This window comes from Paenibacillus sp. B1-35, assembly GCF_050474385.1.
Lineage (GTDB): Bacteria > Bacillota > Bacilli > Paenibacillales > Paenibacillaceae > Paenibacillus_B > Paenibacillus_B alvei.
Window position 1 is genome coordinate 761,630 of the sequence record NZ_JBCHVJ010000002.1, and the last position, 17,719, is coordinate 779,348.

The window sequence follows — 17,719 nt, forward strand, 5'->3', positions numbered from 1 at the left end:
ACAATGCAGGGTACATTCTACCGGAAAGAACCTAACATGAACAAAACAATATTTGATTTATTCAATATATATTTGTAAAGGATTTCGAGATTGTTTGATAAATTGACAAAATAATAGTATTCATTCGAGTTTTTTATACAGGATATGATGTTTGTAAAAATTAAAAAAATATTCTAATTTCATGTGCAAAAGAAGGGAGAATTGAAATTGAATCTATTGAGAACGGAACGCGAAATGATGGACATGTTTATCGAGTATGCCAAGCAGGATGATCGTATCCGATTGGTAACCTTGGAAGGTTCGCGCACGAACAAAAATATAACCCCCGATACCTATCAGGATTATGATATTTCTTATTTTGTGACCGATCTCGATTCTTTCAAGGCAAACGATCAGTGGCTGGATGTTTTCGGAGCTCGTTTAATGATGCAAAAACCGGAGGACATGGTACTGTTTCCGCCCGAACTAGGAAATTGGTTTTCCTATATCATCTTGTTCGAGGACGGCAACAAATTAGACCTGACGCTGATCCCGCTGAACGAGGTCGAGGCTTATTTCGCTGATAGTGACGGCTTGGTTGAGGTGCTGCTTGATAAGGATTCGCTTATTACCAACGAAGTCGTGCCGAACGATCGCCAATATTGGATTAAGAAGCCGACTGCAAGAGAATACGATGATTGCTGCAATGAATTCTGGATGGTGTCGACCTACGTCGTAAAGGGATTAGCGCGAAAGGAAATCCTGTTCGCCATTGATCATTTGCACGAAGTCGCCCGGCCTAATTTACTCAGAATGATGGCATGGCATATCGGTGCGGAGCATGGCTATACCTTCAGCGTAGGAAAAAATTATAAATTTATCGATCGTTACCTGACAACGGAAGATTGGGAAACGCTACTATCAACCTATGCTGAAAATAGTTATCCAAGCATGTGGAAATCCTTGTTAACGTGCTGTGAGTTATTTCGGAAATACTCGAAAGCCGTGGCTGAACATCATGGATATCCGTATCCGAATTATGATAGAACCATTTCGGGATACATGAAAGTAATTTACGAATCGTTGTCATGAGACTGCTGCATACAGAGTGATGATCAAGAACCATATGAATGGCGATGTAGTTTCTGCAAAACAAATGAAGTCCATGAGTCATCCTAATACGGACACATTGACACGAAGAGAATAATTTTCGTTCCGTTTACCGAAAGGATCGGCGACACTTTTGTCTACCTAATGGTGTCATTTTCTATGTGAGATGATATTTCCAATGGTAGATAATGTCGGTATACTAGGGGGAAGCGAGCAGGTTCAGTATAAATATGGAAAAGGACAGTGAAAAAGAGTTATATCGTTTTCAGGCATACCTAACTCAGAATGCATAAGAGGAAAATGAGCACAGTCCTCAAGAGCATACTCTTCATCTTTTATCTCGTGCCTGTTCACTCGTACGTCAATCAGGCGATTAGTTATCGTTTTTGAAAAAGAAGTATGGAAAATGAAGCTTACAGAGGTTCGTTATATCCGGCCGAAAAAAGGTTCGCAACTACAAGAACGTTATATAAAAAAATGCAAGAACATTAAAGGAGGTGTAAAACATGAATATTGAAATTACTCAAATTAACAAGGATCAGAAAGAATTATTTTTGAACCTATACAATTTTTATTTATATGATCTATCTGAATACACAGGTGATGAACTTAGAGATGATGGAATGTTTGATTCGACTAATACTTATTTATATCTTGAACGAAGTGAGTTGTTTCCTTACTTTATTAAGAAAAACGGTAGAATTATTGGATTTGTATTGGTATGTTCACCTCCATTCGTAGATGAAAACATAGATTTTGCTATACAGGAGTTATTTGTTTTAAGGAAATATAGAGGAAAGAATATTGCTAAACAAGCAGTTGAATTAGTTTTAGGAGCATTAGAGGGGATAATCAGAGTAGAACAGGTAAAGGTAAACAATTCGGCAGTTAGATTTTGGAATAAGTTTTATGAGGAACATAGCATTTTAAAGTTATCAGAGAAAGAGGAGTCTTTTGAGATTGAAGGATTAGAAGGTATCCATACCATAATTAAACAAGAATTTAGAATCTAATAAGTATCTCAAAAGAAGGCATTCCCATCATACAACACCATATTCACGCTCGAGCCGGCTCTCTCTTGGTTCACAGAAGATAGAAGTGTAATCGATGAGGAATTTCAGCAGTACGCAAGTGAACTCAGCCGGACACACTCGAACCAACTAACCGCATCGCGTCCGATCTTATTGGGACCTTGAGGTGGTGGGGCGTCGTGAATAAGAACGTAATACGAAAGGGATGTGTTTAGAAAAACATAATTAAAGTTTAAATCTAAAACTGAATAAAATAAGAACACTTGTGCGCTAGTCTAATAAAAGGTAAAATATAACTACAATTGAATCTTGGGTGGGCATGGTTTCCCTTCGAAAGGAGGTGAAGCCATGGAAGTGAAAGATGCAATAACGATCATGCTCCTTTTTGGAACGTTCATTCTTGCTCTTTTAACATACATTAATAATGACAACAAGAGAAAGTAAAAACCCACCCGAAGGTTGCAGCCAAAGGTGGGTTTATCTCCGCATTGACTAAGAAGGGACTACCCATCCAAGCCAATTGTAGGGGCCAAGTGTTAGCGCACTTGGTCTTTATTAATTATATAATACCATATAAAAAAGTATGTATCAAAGCTTTCGAAGTAATAAAAAAGCAATAAGGTTAAAGAGCATAGTGTAGGTAATATGATGAAGATATCCTCTTTATCTAACACAGCATTCATGCTTCGGGCTTGGCATTCGTCTCCGCAAGAAGCTGATAATGCATGGCGTTACTACAACCGCATTGATGGGGAAGTTATCGATTTTATAGAAACACAAGTTCCTATCAGACTCATTTATCTTGATGTGCAATCTAATAGGGAAGAAGCATTCACTGATACAATTGAAGAGCAATATAAGCATTTAACTCGATTGAAAGAAATACTAGAATCAACAACAAATGACAATACGTTAAAGTAACCCGAAAATGCCACTAACATCGCTCTAACACTCCAAGATATTTAACGCTCTGATGTAAGATCGTTTGTAGAAATAACACCTAAGAAAAATGGGCTATCTCTCTATTGTTAGAATACTAATAATACAAGAAATCGTTATCTTCCAGACAAAGGAGGTCGAGTTAAGTGCGTGATTATCGTTACTATAAAGAAGTCTGCACGGGGCTTACGATGCCCTTTGCCTTCATTGATCTGGATCTGTTGCAGCAGAATATTCAGAGCGTTCTTCATCGGGCAAATGGAAAAAAAGTCCGCATTGCGAGCAAATCGATCCGCTCTGTTGATGTGCTTCGGCGCATTTTGCTGGCAAATGCGCAGTTTCAAGGGATCATGTGCTTCACGGTGCCCGAAGCACTCTATCTCGCGCAGCAAGGATTCACCGACTTGCTGCTAGGCTACCCTGCGACGGACGCACGTTTGCTCGAGTCCGTCGCCATGTATCGGCGTGAAGGGCACAGCATCACGCTGATGGTCGATTGCGAGACGCATGTCGAGCAGGCGGAAGCGGCAGCCGCCAAATATGGTGTGAGGCTGCCGCTCTGTGTGGATATCGATATGTCGATCGATGTCCCTGGGCTGCATTTCGGCGTATGGCGCTCGCCTATACGCTCTAAAGCTGCGGCGCTCGGCCTCATCGAGCGCATCGCGCAGTCGAAGCACGTCGTGCTCGACGGGCTCATGGGCTACGAAGCGCAGGTCGCAGGCTTAGGCGACCGCGTTCCTGGACAGGCGCTGAAGAACGCGGTCGTGCGGCTGCTCAAGCGCCGCTCAATCCGTGAAGCCGCTGCCCGGCGGGCCGAACTGGTCGCGGCGATCGAGCGCCTGGGTATTCCTCCGCTGCGGTTCGTGAATGCAGGCGGCTCGGGCAGCCTGCATACAAGCAGCATGGAGCCTGCTGTCACCGAGGTTACAGCAGGCTCGGGGTTCTATTCGCCCGGTCTGTTTGACCACTACCGTGACTTTGCCTTGCTGCCCGCCGCAGGGTTTGCGATCGAGATCGTGCGTCAGCCGCGCGGCGATCTCTACACTTGCTTAGGCGGCGGATACACGGCTTCGGGCGCTGCAGGCAGCGACAAACTGCCGAGTCCATACCTGCCGCAAGGTACGGCACTTCTTACGATGGAAGGGGCGGGCGAGGTCCAGACGCCGATCCGCTATAACGGGCTAGAGGAGCTGAAACTCGGCGATCCGATCTTCATGCGTCATAGCAAAGCAGGAGAGCTATGTGAGCGATTCGCACATCTCTACTACATTTCGAATGGCAGTATCGTGGGCAAGACAACGACATATCGGGGGGACGGACTATGCTTTCTGTAAATTTGAAGGAGCGCAATACGAAAGTATGGCATAATTGGTCAGGACTCGTACGCGCATTGCCGAGAAGCATTGTATATCCGGTCAGCATAGAAGATGTGGTCGGGATTGTTAAGGCATGTGCCGCCGAAGGGCGGAAGCTGCGTGTCGTCGGATCCGGACATTCATTTACTCGAATCGTACAGACCGATGATGTATTAGTCTCCTTGGATCAATTGCAGGGTGTGATTGCTGTTGATTCGGAGAAGGGGATTGCCGAGGTGTGGGGTGGAACGAAGTTGGACCGTCTCGGGAAAGAATTGCATGCCTATGGGGTCGCGCAAGAGAATCTGGGCGATATTAATGCGCAATCCATTGCAGGAGCGATCAGTACAGGAACACATGGAACAGGGGAGCGGCTCGGGAGCCTCGCAACGCAAGCGGTAGGTTTGACGGTAGTGACAGCGGCAGGGGAAATCCTCGAATGTTCAGCCCAGCAGGATGAAGAACTTTTTCAGGCGATGCAGGTATCACTTGGGATGTTCGGGATTATCGTGAAGGTAAAGCTTCGTGTTGTACCTTCGTACGCTCTCCGCTATACAAGCAGCAAAATGCCATTCTCCCAATGCCTTGAACAGCTCGATCTTTTTAAAAAGGAAAACCGTCATTTCGAATTTTATTGGTTCCCATATACGGATATCGCTCAAGTAAAACTAACCAATAAGACAGATGAAGTTCCCGAAACGCCGAGCCGCTGGAGTTACTGGAAAGTTATGCTGATGGAGAATGCACTATTCTGGTTATTGTCAGAGTGCTGCCGTTTCATTCCGCGCCTTTGTAAGCCAATAAGCCGATTATCAGCAACAGCCGTACCGGATGTGGAGGAAGTGGGGTACAGTCACCGTATTTTCGCGACGCCGCGTCTCGTTCGATTTAATGAAATGGAGTACAGCGTCCCGGCAGACCGCATGCGAATTGTACTTGAGGAAATACGCGATGCAGTAGATCAGAACCAATTTTCTGTTCATTTTCCAATCGAATGCCGTTATGTCCAGAGAGATGATATATGGCTCAGTCCGGCGAATGGACGTAATTCTGGCTATATCGCTGTACATATGTACCGTGGGATGGAGTATGCCGACTATTTTGCCAAAGTAGAGGAGATCTGTAGACGGAATGGCGGGAGGCCGCACTGGGGCAAGATGCACACGATGCGCGCGGAGCAGCTACGTACGGTATATCCGAAGTGGGATGCATTTCTTCGCCTTCGTCAAGAGCTTGACCCTGCGGGCATATTCTTGAACCCTTACTTAGCGGAAATGCTGCAACAGAGCGAGCAGATGAACTAGCTAACGGTGTAACGTAACGAGTCCATGATAATTCGGGACAAATAAATCCCAGAACCCGGTAAGGACACTGAAGTCTTCAATCATATCAGCACCCATGTTCGATACGAGAATCGATATATTGCCTGGCTATACCAGTGCAAAATGGCGATCGCTCTCGGTTCTATACGGTAGAGCGATCGCCATACCAGATAAACAGTTCTTTTATAGCATGGACAACACGGCTTTTGGAACTTTACAAACGACGCCGTAGGCGGGGTTGAATATATTGGCCACCTCGTATTCCACAGACTGACCCAGGAGCAGGCTGGCTTCTGAGCGGTCAGGCCGTAGTCTTTCGTCAGCATAGCCAGCATTTCCGTCGTTGCATGCTGCATCGTTTGTTCAAGCGGCCTAGCGTTGCCGATGCAAAACCAGTGCGTGTCCGATTCGCCTCGCGGCCAACGATCGTTTTCCCCTTCAATATCTGAACAGTGAAACGGACGTCGAGCGATATTTCTACACCGGTGCCTACAATTTCCCCGCAGCCTTGAACGGCATGCCCGTCCCCAAGATGGAAGAGCGCCCCCTCCGCAAACACCGGAAAATAGACGGTAACATCGGCTACAAGGCTTTAGGCCAACCGTCGTGAATACAGAAAGGGATGCAAATATAAAAATGTATTCAAAAATACCATATAGGAACACTTGTACGCAGATGTGGTGAAAGGTAAAATATAACTACATCTTTTGATAAGAAAAATGAGTATAAAGAATTTGATCGAAATGAATATGAAGTACATACCATTGCATCATTTCACTACCTAGACGCTATTTTACTAACGGTCAGCGAAGTTTTTTATTTGAAAAAGTTATTTTGCATTTATTTATCAAAAGGGAGTGGAGGGAAATGAAAACCCAATCAAGTATAGAATATGACCGTTCATTGCCATTAGGTTTTGAGGAACTTTCATCTATTAGGAAAGATGAGCATACGATCAAAGATGTTTCTTACTTAAGTCCGCATGGGGGAAAAGTACCCGCCTATTTAGTTGTTCCAAATGGAGAAGGGCCTTTTCCAGCAGTTATTTTTTTGCATCCAGGCCAAGGCAACAAGACAACATTTTTATCCGAAGCAGAGAAACTAGCCTTGAGAGGTATAATCTCTCTTTTAATTGATGCACCTTCCAAGAGAAATCCCCTCCCACAAGAGCAATCCGAAGAACAGAAACTAGCACTGATAATAGAAGAGGTAGTCGATGTTGAGAAATACATTCAGACAGTAGTAGATCTCCGAAGAGGTATTGATTTACTTTCTACTTTCGAAAATGTTGACTCCAACCGTCTTATGTATGTTGGACATAGTTTGGGGGCTACATGGGGAGGGGTGCTTGCCGGAGTTGAAGAACGTCTTAAGGCATATGTTCTGATGGCTGGCTTATCTAGTGTTTCCGAGTGGCATAAAACAAGTGATCATCCATTTGCGGCCTTTATTCGTCATCATTTAACTAGTGAACGGTTTGATAAATTTATATCTGCAGTAGAGTCTTTAGATGCTATTCATTACATTAAAAATGCTTCTCAAGCATCTCTATATTTCCAATTTGCTAAAGATGACTTTTTTGTATCAAGAAATCAAGCGGAGGGGTACTATCATGCTGCAAGTTTGCCGAAAAAAATTGCTTGGTACGAAACGGACCATTTATTCACCAATTGCGATGCTGCATATCAAGAACGAATGCAATGGATTATTCGGGAGTTAAGCTAATGGGGAGGATTTTATGAAGGTGTGGAAAAAGAATCCAGATCCAAATAATAAATACGGAGCTACGTTTACATTAGGTGAAAGCGATACAGATTTGCCTGAAACTGCAATTATCTCAGTAACTCGTGGAGAGAAATTTGATCTTATCAGAATAATAATAAATGGTATTGTAAATGAATTTGTAAAAAAACAACTCACCAAGAATGAAAACCTAATATATGCGAAACTCTCAGGGCAACTGCAGGGGGGAATTGGTCAAACGGTTACAATTTGGAGAGATAGGGAATCAATGAATCGATTTAGAACAAATGGAGCACATAAATTTGCAAAGAGATTTTTTTCTTGGGTTTTCTATGGCGGAAAAGTAGAAGCTTATTTTTTATCTTGGAGAATAAAAGAGGTGCCAACTGAAATAGAAATCGAAAAAACAATAAAGGAATACGGTAGATACTTTGTAGGAGGAAAACTTGTTAGACAATCAAAACAACCTAACAGTACATCAGAAGGGAAAGTGTAGGTAGTCACATGAAGTCAGGATCTTCACCTAACCCCATATCTACGCTGCGGACTGCGTCCTCGGTTCGCAAGATGTGTTAACGGAGAAGCTGAATCAGCTCACAACCCTGCGAGGCTAAGTCCACTGGATCTGGCGCGTCGGACCTTAAGCATCTCAGGTTCGTAGATACAAGAACGCTATCGGAAAGCTGTGCAAATCATTGTTTAGAGCGAGGTATCCTATGAAGCATCAATTAAAAGGCATTGTATTTGATATGGATAATACGATTTTACGATCAAGAATTGACTTTCAAGCCATGAAGAATGAAACCTATCAATTTCTCGTATCGAAAGAGATCCTACCTGATGGATATAGTCTTGATTACCATACAACATCAACTATTATTGAAGAAGCAATACAGACGAATCGAATGACTGAAGAATTGCTAAATGAAATGTGGGATATCGCTAAGAACCATGAAGTGTATGGAATGCAGGGGGCAGACCTGGAGCCTGGTGCGGTGGAGGTTCTTAGTGAACTCAAAGGCAGATATCACATTGCAATTGTAACGAATAATTCTGTTGAAGCTGCAGAAATCGCATTAAGAGATAATGATATTATGGAATACTTTGATTTCATTATTGGCAGGGAGGTAATGAAAGCATTGAAGCCTTCACCTGATGGATATTTGCGAGTGTTGGATGAGTTTAAGCACTCAGCGAATGAATGGCTCTCTGTAGGCGATTCATGGATAGATGGGAAGGCATCAATAAGCGCAGGAATACGGTTCATCGCTTATCGATCAGATAAAGAAAAGTTGAAGCAGATGAACGTGTATCCGACTGCAGAACTGTCCAATCTCTTGGAATTGATAAGTCTGATTGAGCAATTCGAAGAAGGTCCAGCCATCTGATAACACCATGTGACAACAATAGTAAACGATTGAAGTAAGATAATTTATATTACGTGGAGGTAATCACATGAACAAAACGGATAATAGCAATATACATCGCACGAACAAGAGTTATTGGGACGAGAATGGCAACGATTTTTTAGAAGCGATTGTACTGCCTTATTACGGTTGTAATACGTTAACAGAACATGAATTGAACTTATTTGGTGATGTAGCAGGCAAAAAACTTTTAGATATTGGTTGCGGCAACGGCGAATCCCTTACATATCATGGTAATAACAAGGCCGCCGAGCTTTGGGGCATAGATATTTCTAAAAACCAGATTGAGAAGGCAGCGAAATGCCTTTCAGAAAATGGTTATGCAGCAAAGCTGATTTGTGGGGCAATGGAGGACGAACACGGACTGCCAACAGATTACTTTGATTATATTTACTCCATTTATGCAATTGGATGGACAACGGATTTACAGGGTACATTTGATAGGGTTGCATCCTATTTAAAAAAGGATGGCGTGTTTATATTTAGCTGGTCGCACCATATTCATATGTGCGTGGCATTTGAAGAAGGTAAAGCCGTTTTTAAAAATAGCTATTTTGATGAAACATGGTCTAAGCGGGATCTTGATGGGAAAAATATCTTACTTTGCTCCCGGAAAATATCAACTTACGTAAACGCCTTGGCGAACGCAGGTTTTGTAATTGAGCAAATGATTGAGCAGACAAACGACGAAACTTTGCAATCAACCGGCGAACTTAGCGATTGGACTAAAAAATCGCAAATGGTTCCGTTAACAGCTATTTTTAAAGCGAGAAAGCTGTAGTCAAATACCAGATAATAAGCATAACAACGGCAAATTTGTTTCTTAGTTATGTGAAATACGACAAATGAAAAACAAGGAGCAAATAATGAAGAAAATGCTTGTCTTTATTCTTTTATGTATGACTTTAACTGCTTGTAGTTCAAAAGATGAAAAGTTATCAATGGAACAACTTGAACAGGAACAGATTCCAAAAGTTGATTTAGAAAAAGCTCTTGAAGATATTATGCAACCTGTATCCATTCAGGAATTTTTAGTTCTCTATGATAGATATTTAGAGAAAAGTATAAATAGTCACATGATGGCTATTAATGGCCAAATGGATTTTGAAAGATATAAGTACAATAATAGTATTTCGATAAAGAAAATTTCGACATTGCTCTCATTTTTGTCTAAAGATAGTATTGAAAATTACTCAAATGAATTTATGTTGGAAGCAACTCATTTAGTTAATTCGGGCGTTATCTTGTTTACTGATATAAATTTATTACAGGAATATAATGATCAGAAAATAAAGGAATTCACAAATAAAATTAAAGGAAACCGTAATGAATTATTAATACTATCAAAAAAATATGACGCAGGTATAAGTGAAGATAGCAATATAGACGTACAATTAATTTTTAACAATAATGGCTTCTGATTGTTCTGCGAAGTGCCGAACTTCACATACACTATATTCGACTTCGGGCCATTCGGCCCTCGGCCCGGCGAGAGATTTCGGAGAAGTGCCGGCACCCAATAACACCGTATTCACGCTGCGGGACTACCGCCCCTTGGTTGTCAGATGTATAATCAAAGAAAACATAGCAGACAACAAACGACCCAGCCTACGATAAGAGCTATCAAAGGCTGGGTCGTTTTGTAAACACAACAGCGTTATAAGAAATCCCCGTAAAAACGTTAAGTGCATCTCAAACCGTATCGAGGAGTGCATGTAAATGAAGAGTAAATTAATTCTTATTGTTCTTTTCATCTGTGTTACTGGATGTATGAATAAAAATGATATGCAACTGTTTCAAACAAAGGAAAAAGCAATAAGCAATTTTGTTGAAGAACAGGCTATAAAAAAAGGAGCCATTATTGAGATTGATTTAAGTAATCATGAAACAGTATTGCTTATCGAACAAAGAAGTAACGTATATTACTTAGCGGAGGTAACTAAAACAAAGGAGCAGTACGCATCAAGTAAATTATCCGCGGGGGTATCTATAGGAAATACAACGGGAGCAATGTGGGAGTTTACAACTCATAATGGAAATGAATATACAATCAAAATAACCAAAGAAAAAGAAGATTATGATTCTATTTTTAACGAGGATACTGGAGTGTTTATAACAATAATTCAAGGGAATCGAGATTATAAAGATCGAAAGTTAAAGAATATTATAAAGGGATTTAGAAGAATTCAATGAAACTACTTCGAAAGAAAAGTTGAAGCAGATGAACGTGTACCCGACTGCAGAACTGTCCAATCTCTTGGAATTGATAATTCTGATTGAGCAAATCGAAGAGGGCCCAGCGATCCGATAACATCATGTTCACGCATTGGGAACCACCTCGGTTCGACAGAGGACTGGGAAAATGGGGCAACCATACACACCCGCACCGTCTAAGACATCGCGACTGACCATGTAGTCGGTTGGATGTCGTGAATACAAGAACGTTAACTGGAATACGGTAAGATCAAAAGGGGGAATAAGTCTTGAAAGATACTAGGGTCTACAAAAAAGTAAATAATTGCTCTATATGTGCTGATATATATTATCAGGGTAGTAATTCTCCAGTGATCTTGTATATTCATGGAGGAGCGCTAATTTTTGGGGCAAGATCATGGTTATCCTCAGATCAAATTGAATTTTTCAGACAATCTGGCTTTAGTATAGTCAATATTGATTATCGACTTGCTCCTGAAACTGGATTTGAGGAGATTATAGAAGACATCAAAGACGCAATGAATTGGATAAGAACAAAAACAATCGATTGGTATGATTTCGATGTACATAATATTGCAGTTATGGGCAGTTCAGCTGGTGGCTATCTTAGCTTATTAATTGGGACAATGGATATTAGACCTAAAGTGATCGTTTCATTTTATGGTTATGGAGATATTCTGGGGGGGTGGCTTTCTAAACCGAGTGAACATTACTGTCAGAGACCAATTATAAATAAGGAAAGAGCCTGTCAGCATGTCAGGGATAGTGAAATTACTAATGGTCAATGGGAACGATTTGATTATTATTTATATTGCCGACAGCAGGGTTCCTGGTTAAAAGAGGTAACGGGAATCAACAATGAACATGATGATACGAGGTTAATTCAATATAACCCAATCCATAATATAACGATAGATTTTCCCCCAACATTATTTCTTCATGGTGATCAAGATACAGATGTACCCTATGAACAATCAGTTTTAATGTACAAGAAGTTAAAGGAAAAGGGAGTAGCTGCAAAGTTAATAACTATAGAAGGGGCGGATCATGTTTTCGATCAGAGCTTTTGTGACCCACAAGTTCAAAGCGCTTTTGAAAAGGTGATCGTCTTTTTAAGAACACATCTTTGTAAGTAATTCACAAAAGTAGGAGGTGTTATTTTGTTCAAACAACACAATCAAATGAATATAGGCCGTATTTGGATGACTATGTATTTTGTTGTGTTGATATTAGGATGCAATCATTTATATGGATACTCATTATTGGATAGTTTCTTGGACTTAATTGGGATTGGAAGTTGGACTAAGGTGGGAGAGTGGGGGTGGCATATAACATCATTCATAACAATTCCTATTTTATTACTCAGCATGATTCAAACGTCTCGCTGTATGAGGGCGAGATATCCCAGTATATTTTTAATTTTATTTATTTCATTATTGATTTGGAGTGCGGTGTACCCTAAATTAACTGAAGGTATAGTCAGTGTAGGTGAATTAATTTTAAAATAACCGAGGTTAAATGACTCGAGGAAATTTTATCCTGTTTCGGAGCAGGCAATAATTCCGGATAATCTACGCTGCAGGCACTCCTTTTGGTTCGCTAGAAGTGTAAAGCAGAGGCGGATTCATTTCACACCCCTGCGAGGCTAAGTCTCCGTCGGATCTAACGTATGCACGGTTTAAGCCTCTTAAGTTCGTAGATACAAGAACATTATCTGCACCGATGGATATTCTCTTTAACGTGCTGTCGTGACAGCATGGTAAATGCCCTGGTAAGATTAGCGAAAAAAAGAAGCAGCAAGTGCCCCTGATCAGACCGTTTCTGCGGAATAATTATCAACGTCGATACATAACTAGGATAGATTATTAATAAAAATTGAATTTCCGATTAATGAGTTGACAGCGTCCCTGCGTTCATCATGATTGCGGAGGCGCTGTTGTTTTTGTGAAGAAAGGATATGGTGAAAAAGGGTCTGCAAAAAAACATTTCATTTCGATAAAAGTAAGGGAATTCGCAGTTTTATGATATACTATGGAACAAATGTTCTATATCGAAAGTCAGCGGGTGAAGCGATGAAGGATCAAGTGAAAATCGCTGTGAGACCTTTGGTGGAGTACGTGTACCGCAGCGGGGATTTGGAGAGCGGGTTCAGGACGGGAACGGCCCTGACGGAGGGGACTAAGGCGCATCAACAGGTGCAGCGAACTTACGGTGAGGCGGATCAGAAAGAAGTATATTTATCGGCAGAGATTCCTTGTGGAGATCTGCTGTTTGTCATAGACGGGCGCTGCGATGGATTGTTGGTAGAAGAAGACGGATCCATCGTCATCGATGAGATTAAATCGACTTCTGGCGACATCCCGCAGACGCTGGAGGATACCTATCCGGTTCATTGGGCTCAAGCTAAATGCTATGCCTATATGTACGCCAGAGAGCATGGAGCTGCTCAAATGAAAATCCAATTGACCTACGTACAAGTCGTAACAGGTGAACAAAGACGATTTCAGCAGGAGGCAGTTTTTGCGGATGTAGAGTCATTTGTACGTGATGTGGTAGAGAATTATGCTCCTTATGCGCGGATGCTTCGCGTTCATCGGATTTCACGGGACAGAAGCATCAGCGGGCTGGAATTCCCATTCGCTTCTTATCGGGCGGGACAGCGGAAATTAGCGGGAGCGGTCTATAAAGTGATTGAAGAGGGAGTAAACTTATTTGCCATAGCTCCCACAGGGATCGGAAAGACGATCTCGACAACGTTTCCCGCCGTAAAGGCAATGGGGACGGGACAGCTTGAGCAGATGTTCTATTTGACCGCCAAGACGACTACCCGTACCGCAGCAGAGGAGACGTTCGCCCTGATGCAGACGCAAGGGTTGCAGATGCATACCGTAACCATCACGGCCAAGGAGAAAATTTGTTTTCAGGATAAGGTGAGCTGCCGCAAGGAAGATTGCCCATTCGGTGACGGCTACTATGATCGGATTAATGAGGCGGTACTTGATATATTGACTAACGAGTTGCTTATCAGTCGGCAAATCATTGAACAATACGCACGCAAGCACCGGGTTTGTCCGTTTGAATTTTCCCTTGATCTCGCTTATGCGGCGGATGCGGTAATCTGCGACTATAATTATATTTTCGACCCTAGAATTTCGTTGAAAAGAATGTTCGCCGAGCGGAAGAGCCGGACGGCGCTGCTGATTGACGAAGCGCATAATCTGGTGGATCGGGCGCGAGAGATGTATTCAGCCACATTGAATAAAGGGGATTTCCTCAGCTTGCAGCGGGAATATAAAGAGCTTAACGGCGAGGTGCACAAGGCTTCCAAGGCAGTGAACGCCTTCTTTATACAACTGCGCAAAGAATCGGACGGAAAAGCACAAATTACGCAGGAGGTTCCCGTACAACTGGTTGAACGAGCCGAGGCATTTATCCTCGCGGCAGAAGAGGAGCTTGGCTCCCGTCAGGATACAGCGCAGTCGCAGTTGTTGCTGCAGGTTTATTTTGCGGCTCAGAATTTCGTGAGAATCAGCAAGCTGTACGATGAAAGATATATAACCTATGCCGAGATTTCTTCCAGAGAAGTATCCATGAAGATGTTCTGTCTCGATCCTTCTCATCTGCTGCGGGAAATGGGTAAGGGCTTCCGCTCGCATATTTTCTTCTCGGCTACCCTTACGCCGATTTCCTATTATCGGGACATGTTGGGGGCAAGTCCAGAGCAGGATTATACATTATCGCTGCCGTCACCTTTCTTCCGCGAGCAGCTCGCGGTTCGGATCGAGCCGTTGTCGACGCGTTATCACGATCGCGAGGGAAGCAAGCTTGGGCTGGTAAGCGTACTGGGGCAGATGGTTACCGAACCCGGAAACTATTTATTCTTCTTTCCTTCTTATGCTTATATGAATCTCGTCTATGAAGCCTTTGCTGCTCATGCAGAAGATGCAAACTTGCGGCTGTTGCTGCAGCGGGGGGATATGACGGAGGAGGAGCGGGAGAGTTTCCTGTCAGCCTTTGATGCTGGAAATGAAGGGACATTGATTGGTTTTGCGGTTATGGGTGGAGTATTCTCCGAAGGGATCGATCTAGTGGGAGACCGCTTGACCGGCGTTGCCATCGTTGGTGTAGGGCTGCCGCAGATTGGCTTGGAGCGAGATATCATCCGCGACTACTTCGACGCGCAGGGCAAGAACGGATTTGACTATGCCTACGTATATCCGGGTATGAACAAGGTACTGCAGGCCGGCGGGCGGCTAATCCGTACAGAGACGGATCAGGGACAATTACTGCTGATCGATGACCGTTATCTGCACCCGCATTATGCGGCATTGCTGCCGGATGAGTGGAAGTGAGCGGTATTCCGTATTCGTCAGCTTAATAGAAAAACATCTAACTGGTGGAAGAAGCAAGGCAAAGGCTTTCAGAGGAAGATTCCGCCCTTTTTGAGCAAATATAGGTTTGACCAGTGAATCCGATTCGTGGTTACAAATTACGTGAATTTGTTGTAAAATTGGACCAATTTAATAAGGCTTAGTTATCTTTCTAAGTAAGGAAGGAGAGAAGAAATTCTCTCTTTCTTTTTTTGAAATACAAATTATTGGAAGGGACTGATTATATGTTCTTTGTTAACTCCAGAGCGATAATTGAAAGAAATTTTAATAATGAAAGACAAATTGTAATTCAGACAAGAAATAAACCCCACGAACCATTAAAGATCGAATTACCTGGAGGACGCATTGAACCATATGAATCATTAACGCAAGCATTGAGAAGAGAAGTAAGGGAAGAGACCGGACTGGAAGTAACAGAAATTGAGGGAGAAGACACAAGAATTGATACGACCGGAATAGATCCAGAATTTGAAGTCGAATGTATGAAACCCTTTGGAGCATATCAAACAATAAGAGGGCCAATTGATTCAGTAGGGTACTACTTTAGATGTAAAGCTGAAGGAGAGATAGTACAGAGCGGGGATGAAACGACAGATATTAAATGGATCTCTATAAAGGAGCTATCAGATTTAATCAATAGCAACCCATTACAATTTTCAAATGTTGATCGAGCCGGGATTATTTATTATTTAAAGCAACTTGAAAGATCTTGAATGGGTAGATCGAAGAAGGCACATCTTATCAGTTAAAATCAGAGGGCATCGTGGGAAATATATTTTGTTGTAGGGGACAAGAAAAGGAGCAGAAGTCAATGATTCAATCATTCATCTTCGATATGGATGGCACACTTTTTCAAACCGATAAGATATTAGAAAGTTCACTCGAAGATACCTTTAACCATTTGAAGTCACGAAATAAATGGGATAAAGAAACTCCTATAAATAAGTATCGTGAAATTATGGGTGCACCACTACCCAAAGTATGGGAAACTTTATTGCCCAATCATTCCATAGAAGTTAGAGAACAAACGGATGCGTATTTTTTAGAGAGATTAATTGAGAATATAAAAAGTGGAAAAGGGGATTTATATCCGAATGTAAAGGAGGTTTTCAACTTTTTAACAGAGAATAATTGCTCCATTTACATAGCAAGTAATGGCTTAATAGCGTATTTAGATGCGATTGTAAAGTTTTATCATTTGGATAACTGGGTTACTGAAACATGTAGTATCCAGCAAATCGAATCGTTGAATAAATCAGATTTGGTGAAGACGATTATAGATAAGTATGGTATTACTCATGGTGCAGTAGTAGGGGATCGGATATCGGATATAAATGCAGCTAAGGACAATGGTTTGGTTGCAATCGGATGTAATTTTGATTTTGCACAAGAAGATGAACTTGCTAAGGCTGATGTAGTTATAGAAGACTTAAATGAACTAAAATCGATTGTATTTCAGTTAAAGGAGTAATACTATTGCCATCTTATTTTTCCATCGAAATGACGTTTCCTTATAAAGCCTTAAATAATACATTTGTAAGAGAATTTTATTCAATATTGTTTAATACATTTCCTTATAAATCAGGATATTGGAATAGCGAAAATAACACTTTAGAAGAAATCACCACGTGGAATCAAAAACATCTCGAAAACAAGTTTATTCTTGGCTGCGATGAGCACGTCAATAACAACTATAAGCAAATTCTATTATTGAGTAACTCACATAGCGAGATACGACATTTTTGGAGATATAGAAAGAATGAGATCCATAGCTCACTAATTATCCCGGAAATTGATGTATTAATGGAAGAAGATAAATGGAGGTTTAAAGCTGAGAGCTTTAAACAAATCAAAGACCTATGTAAACACATATGGGAAATAAGTTCAGTCTACACTTTACAGTCATGTTTGGAACTTGATGGTGGACCGATCGATACAAATATTATAAAAAAAGGAGAGCCACCTTCTATAAACCCAATAAGTATTATTAATCAGGAGATGTTTGAAAAAATAAAAAGGTTAAAGGAAACACTAGAAATAACTAAGATAGGAAGACAAGGGATAATGATAGTAGATAAAGAACTCATTGAATAATTGTGATTGCATTCGAAAAAGATTTGGTTTTACATAACACCGTACCACTAAACGAAATATTGGAAGACGCTCAGCCAAATGCTATCTGATTTTTATTAGAAAAACAGATTG

At 41.5% G+C, this 17,719-nt stretch carries 19 protein-coding genes; 18 read left to right on the top strand and 1 reads right to left on the bottom strand.

The window, feature by feature from the left end; genetic code table 11:
* Nucleotides 1-216: 216 nt before the first annotated feature.
* From ant(6) to ACQ5BJ_RS11150, 6 genes are all read left to right on the top strand, one after another.
* Complete coding sequence (gene ant(6), locus ACQ5BJ_RS11125; protein WP_430110329.1) at nt 217-1,071, top strand: aminoglycoside 6-adenylyltransferase; 855 nt, start codon at nt 217-219, stop codon at nt 1,069-1,071.
* Nucleotides 1,072-1,595: 524 nt separating this feature from the next.
* Nucleotides 1,596-2,102 (top strand): GNAT family N-acetyltransferase, encoded by a 507-nt coding sequence (locus ACQ5BJ_RS11130; protein WP_430109694.1) that lies wholly within the window; start codon nt 1,596-1,598, stop codon nt 2,100-2,102.
* A gap of 366 nt (nt 2,103-2,468) precedes the next feature.
* Complete coding sequence (locus tag ACQ5BJ_RS11135; protein WP_268599270.1) at nt 2,469-2,564, top strand: putative holin-like toxin; 96 nt, start codon at nt 2,469-2,471, stop codon at nt 2,562-2,564.
* 201 nt (nt 2,565-2,765) lie between these two features.
* On the top strand, nt 2,766-3,041 hold the full coding sequence (locus ACQ5BJ_RS11140; RefSeq protein ID WP_268599269.1) for a YunG family protein: 276 nt from the start codon (nt 2,766-2,768) through the stop codon (nt 3,039-3,041).
* A gap of 164 nt (nt 3,042-3,205) precedes the next feature.
* Nucleotides 3,206-4,396, top strand: a complete 1,191-nt coding sequence (locus tag ACQ5BJ_RS11145) for an amino acid deaminase/aldolase (protein ID WP_430109690.1) — start codon at nt 3,206-3,208, stop codon at nt 4,394-4,396.
* Nucleotides 4,384-5,721: a D-arabinono-1,4-lactone oxidase gene (locus ACQ5BJ_RS11150; protein WP_430109689.1), complete on the top strand. Its 1,338-nt coding sequence runs from the start codon at nt 4,384-4,386 to the stop codon at nt 5,719-5,721. The genes ACQ5BJ_RS11145 and ACQ5BJ_RS11150 overlap by 13 nt, the downstream gene beginning before the upstream one ends.
* A gap of 337 nt (nt 5,722-6,058) precedes the next feature.
* On the opposite strand, the gene ACQ5BJ_RS11155 is transcribed toward ACQ5BJ_RS11150, so the two are convergent.
* Nucleotides 6,059-6,298: a hypothetical protein gene (locus ACQ5BJ_RS11155; protein WP_430109686.1), complete on the bottom strand. Its 240-nt coding sequence runs from the start codon at nt 6,296-6,298 to the stop codon at nt 6,059-6,061.
* Between the two features lie 308 nt (nt 6,299-6,606).
* Between ACQ5BJ_RS11155 and ACQ5BJ_RS11160 the strand changes: the two genes are divergently transcribed.
* From ACQ5BJ_RS11160 to ACQ5BJ_RS11215, 12 genes are all read left to right on the top strand, one after another.
* A complete protein-coding gene (locus ACQ5BJ_RS11160; RefSeq protein ID WP_430109684.1) occupies nt 6,607-7,464 on the top strand; it encodes an alpha/beta hydrolase in 858 nt (285 codons plus the stop codon).
* Nucleotides 7,465-7,477: 13 nt separating this feature from the next.
* Nucleotides 7,478-7,978: a hypothetical protein gene (locus ACQ5BJ_RS11165; RefSeq protein WP_430109682.1), complete on the top strand. Its 501-nt coding sequence runs from the start codon at nt 7,478-7,480 to the stop codon at nt 7,976-7,978.
* Between the two features lie 220 nt (nt 7,979-8,198).
* Nucleotides 8,199-8,870 carry an HAD family hydrolase gene (locus ACQ5BJ_RS11170; protein WP_430109679.1) on the top strand — a complete coding sequence of 224 codons (672 nt, stop codon included), beginning with the start codon at nt 8,199-8,201 and terminating at the stop codon, nt 8,868-8,870.
* A 67-nt stretch (nt 8,871-8,937) separates the two neighbouring features.
* Nucleotides 8,938-9,690, top strand: coding sequence for a class I SAM-dependent methyltransferase (locus tag ACQ5BJ_RS11175; RefSeq protein WP_430109677.1), 753 nt, complete (start codon nt 8,938-8,940; stop codon nt 9,688-9,690).
* A gap of 85 nt (nt 9,691-9,775) precedes the next feature.
* A complete protein-coding gene (locus ACQ5BJ_RS11180; RefSeq protein WP_268599261.1) occupies nt 9,776-10,330 on the top strand; it encodes a hypothetical protein in 555 nt (184 codons plus the stop codon).
* Between the two features lie 298 nt (nt 10,331-10,628).
* Nucleotides 10,629-11,102, top strand: a complete 474-nt coding sequence (locus ACQ5BJ_RS11185) for a hypothetical protein (RefSeq protein ID WP_430109675.1) — start codon at nt 10,629-10,631, stop codon at nt 11,100-11,102.
* Between the two features lie 290 nt (nt 11,103-11,392).
* Nucleotides 11,393-12,259: an alpha/beta hydrolase gene (locus ACQ5BJ_RS11190; RefSeq protein WP_430109672.1), complete on the top strand. Its 867-nt coding sequence runs from the start codon at nt 11,393-11,395 to the stop codon at nt 12,257-12,259.
* A gap of 24 nt (nt 12,260-12,283) precedes the next feature.
* On the top strand, nt 12,284-12,631 hold the full coding sequence (locus ACQ5BJ_RS11195; RefSeq protein ID WP_268599258.1) for a hypothetical protein: 348 nt from the start codon (nt 12,284-12,286) through the stop codon (nt 12,629-12,631).
* A gap of 564 nt (nt 12,632-13,195) precedes the next feature.
* Nucleotides 13,196-15,475: an ATP-dependent DNA helicase gene (locus ACQ5BJ_RS11200; RefSeq protein WP_430110327.1), complete on the top strand. Its 2,280-nt coding sequence runs from the start codon at nt 13,196-13,198 to the stop codon at nt 15,473-15,475.
* Between the two features lie 263 nt (nt 15,476-15,738).
* A complete protein-coding gene (locus tag ACQ5BJ_RS11205) occupies nt 15,739-16,227 on the top strand; it encodes an NUDIX hydrolase (RefSeq protein ID WP_268599257.1) in 489 nt (162 codons plus the stop codon).
* 98 nt (nt 16,228-16,325) lie between these two features.
* Entirely contained in the window at nt 16,326-16,985 is a 660-nt protein-coding gene (locus ACQ5BJ_RS11210) for an HAD hydrolase-like protein (RefSeq protein ID WP_430109670.1), read from the top strand.
* Nucleotides 16,986-16,990: 5 nt separating this feature from the next.
* Nucleotides 16,991-17,608, top strand: coding sequence for a hypothetical protein (locus tag ACQ5BJ_RS11215; RefSeq protein ID WP_430109668.1), 618 nt, complete (start codon nt 16,991-16,993; stop codon nt 17,606-17,608).
* The last annotated feature ends 111 nt before the right edge of the window (nt 17,609-17,719 follow it).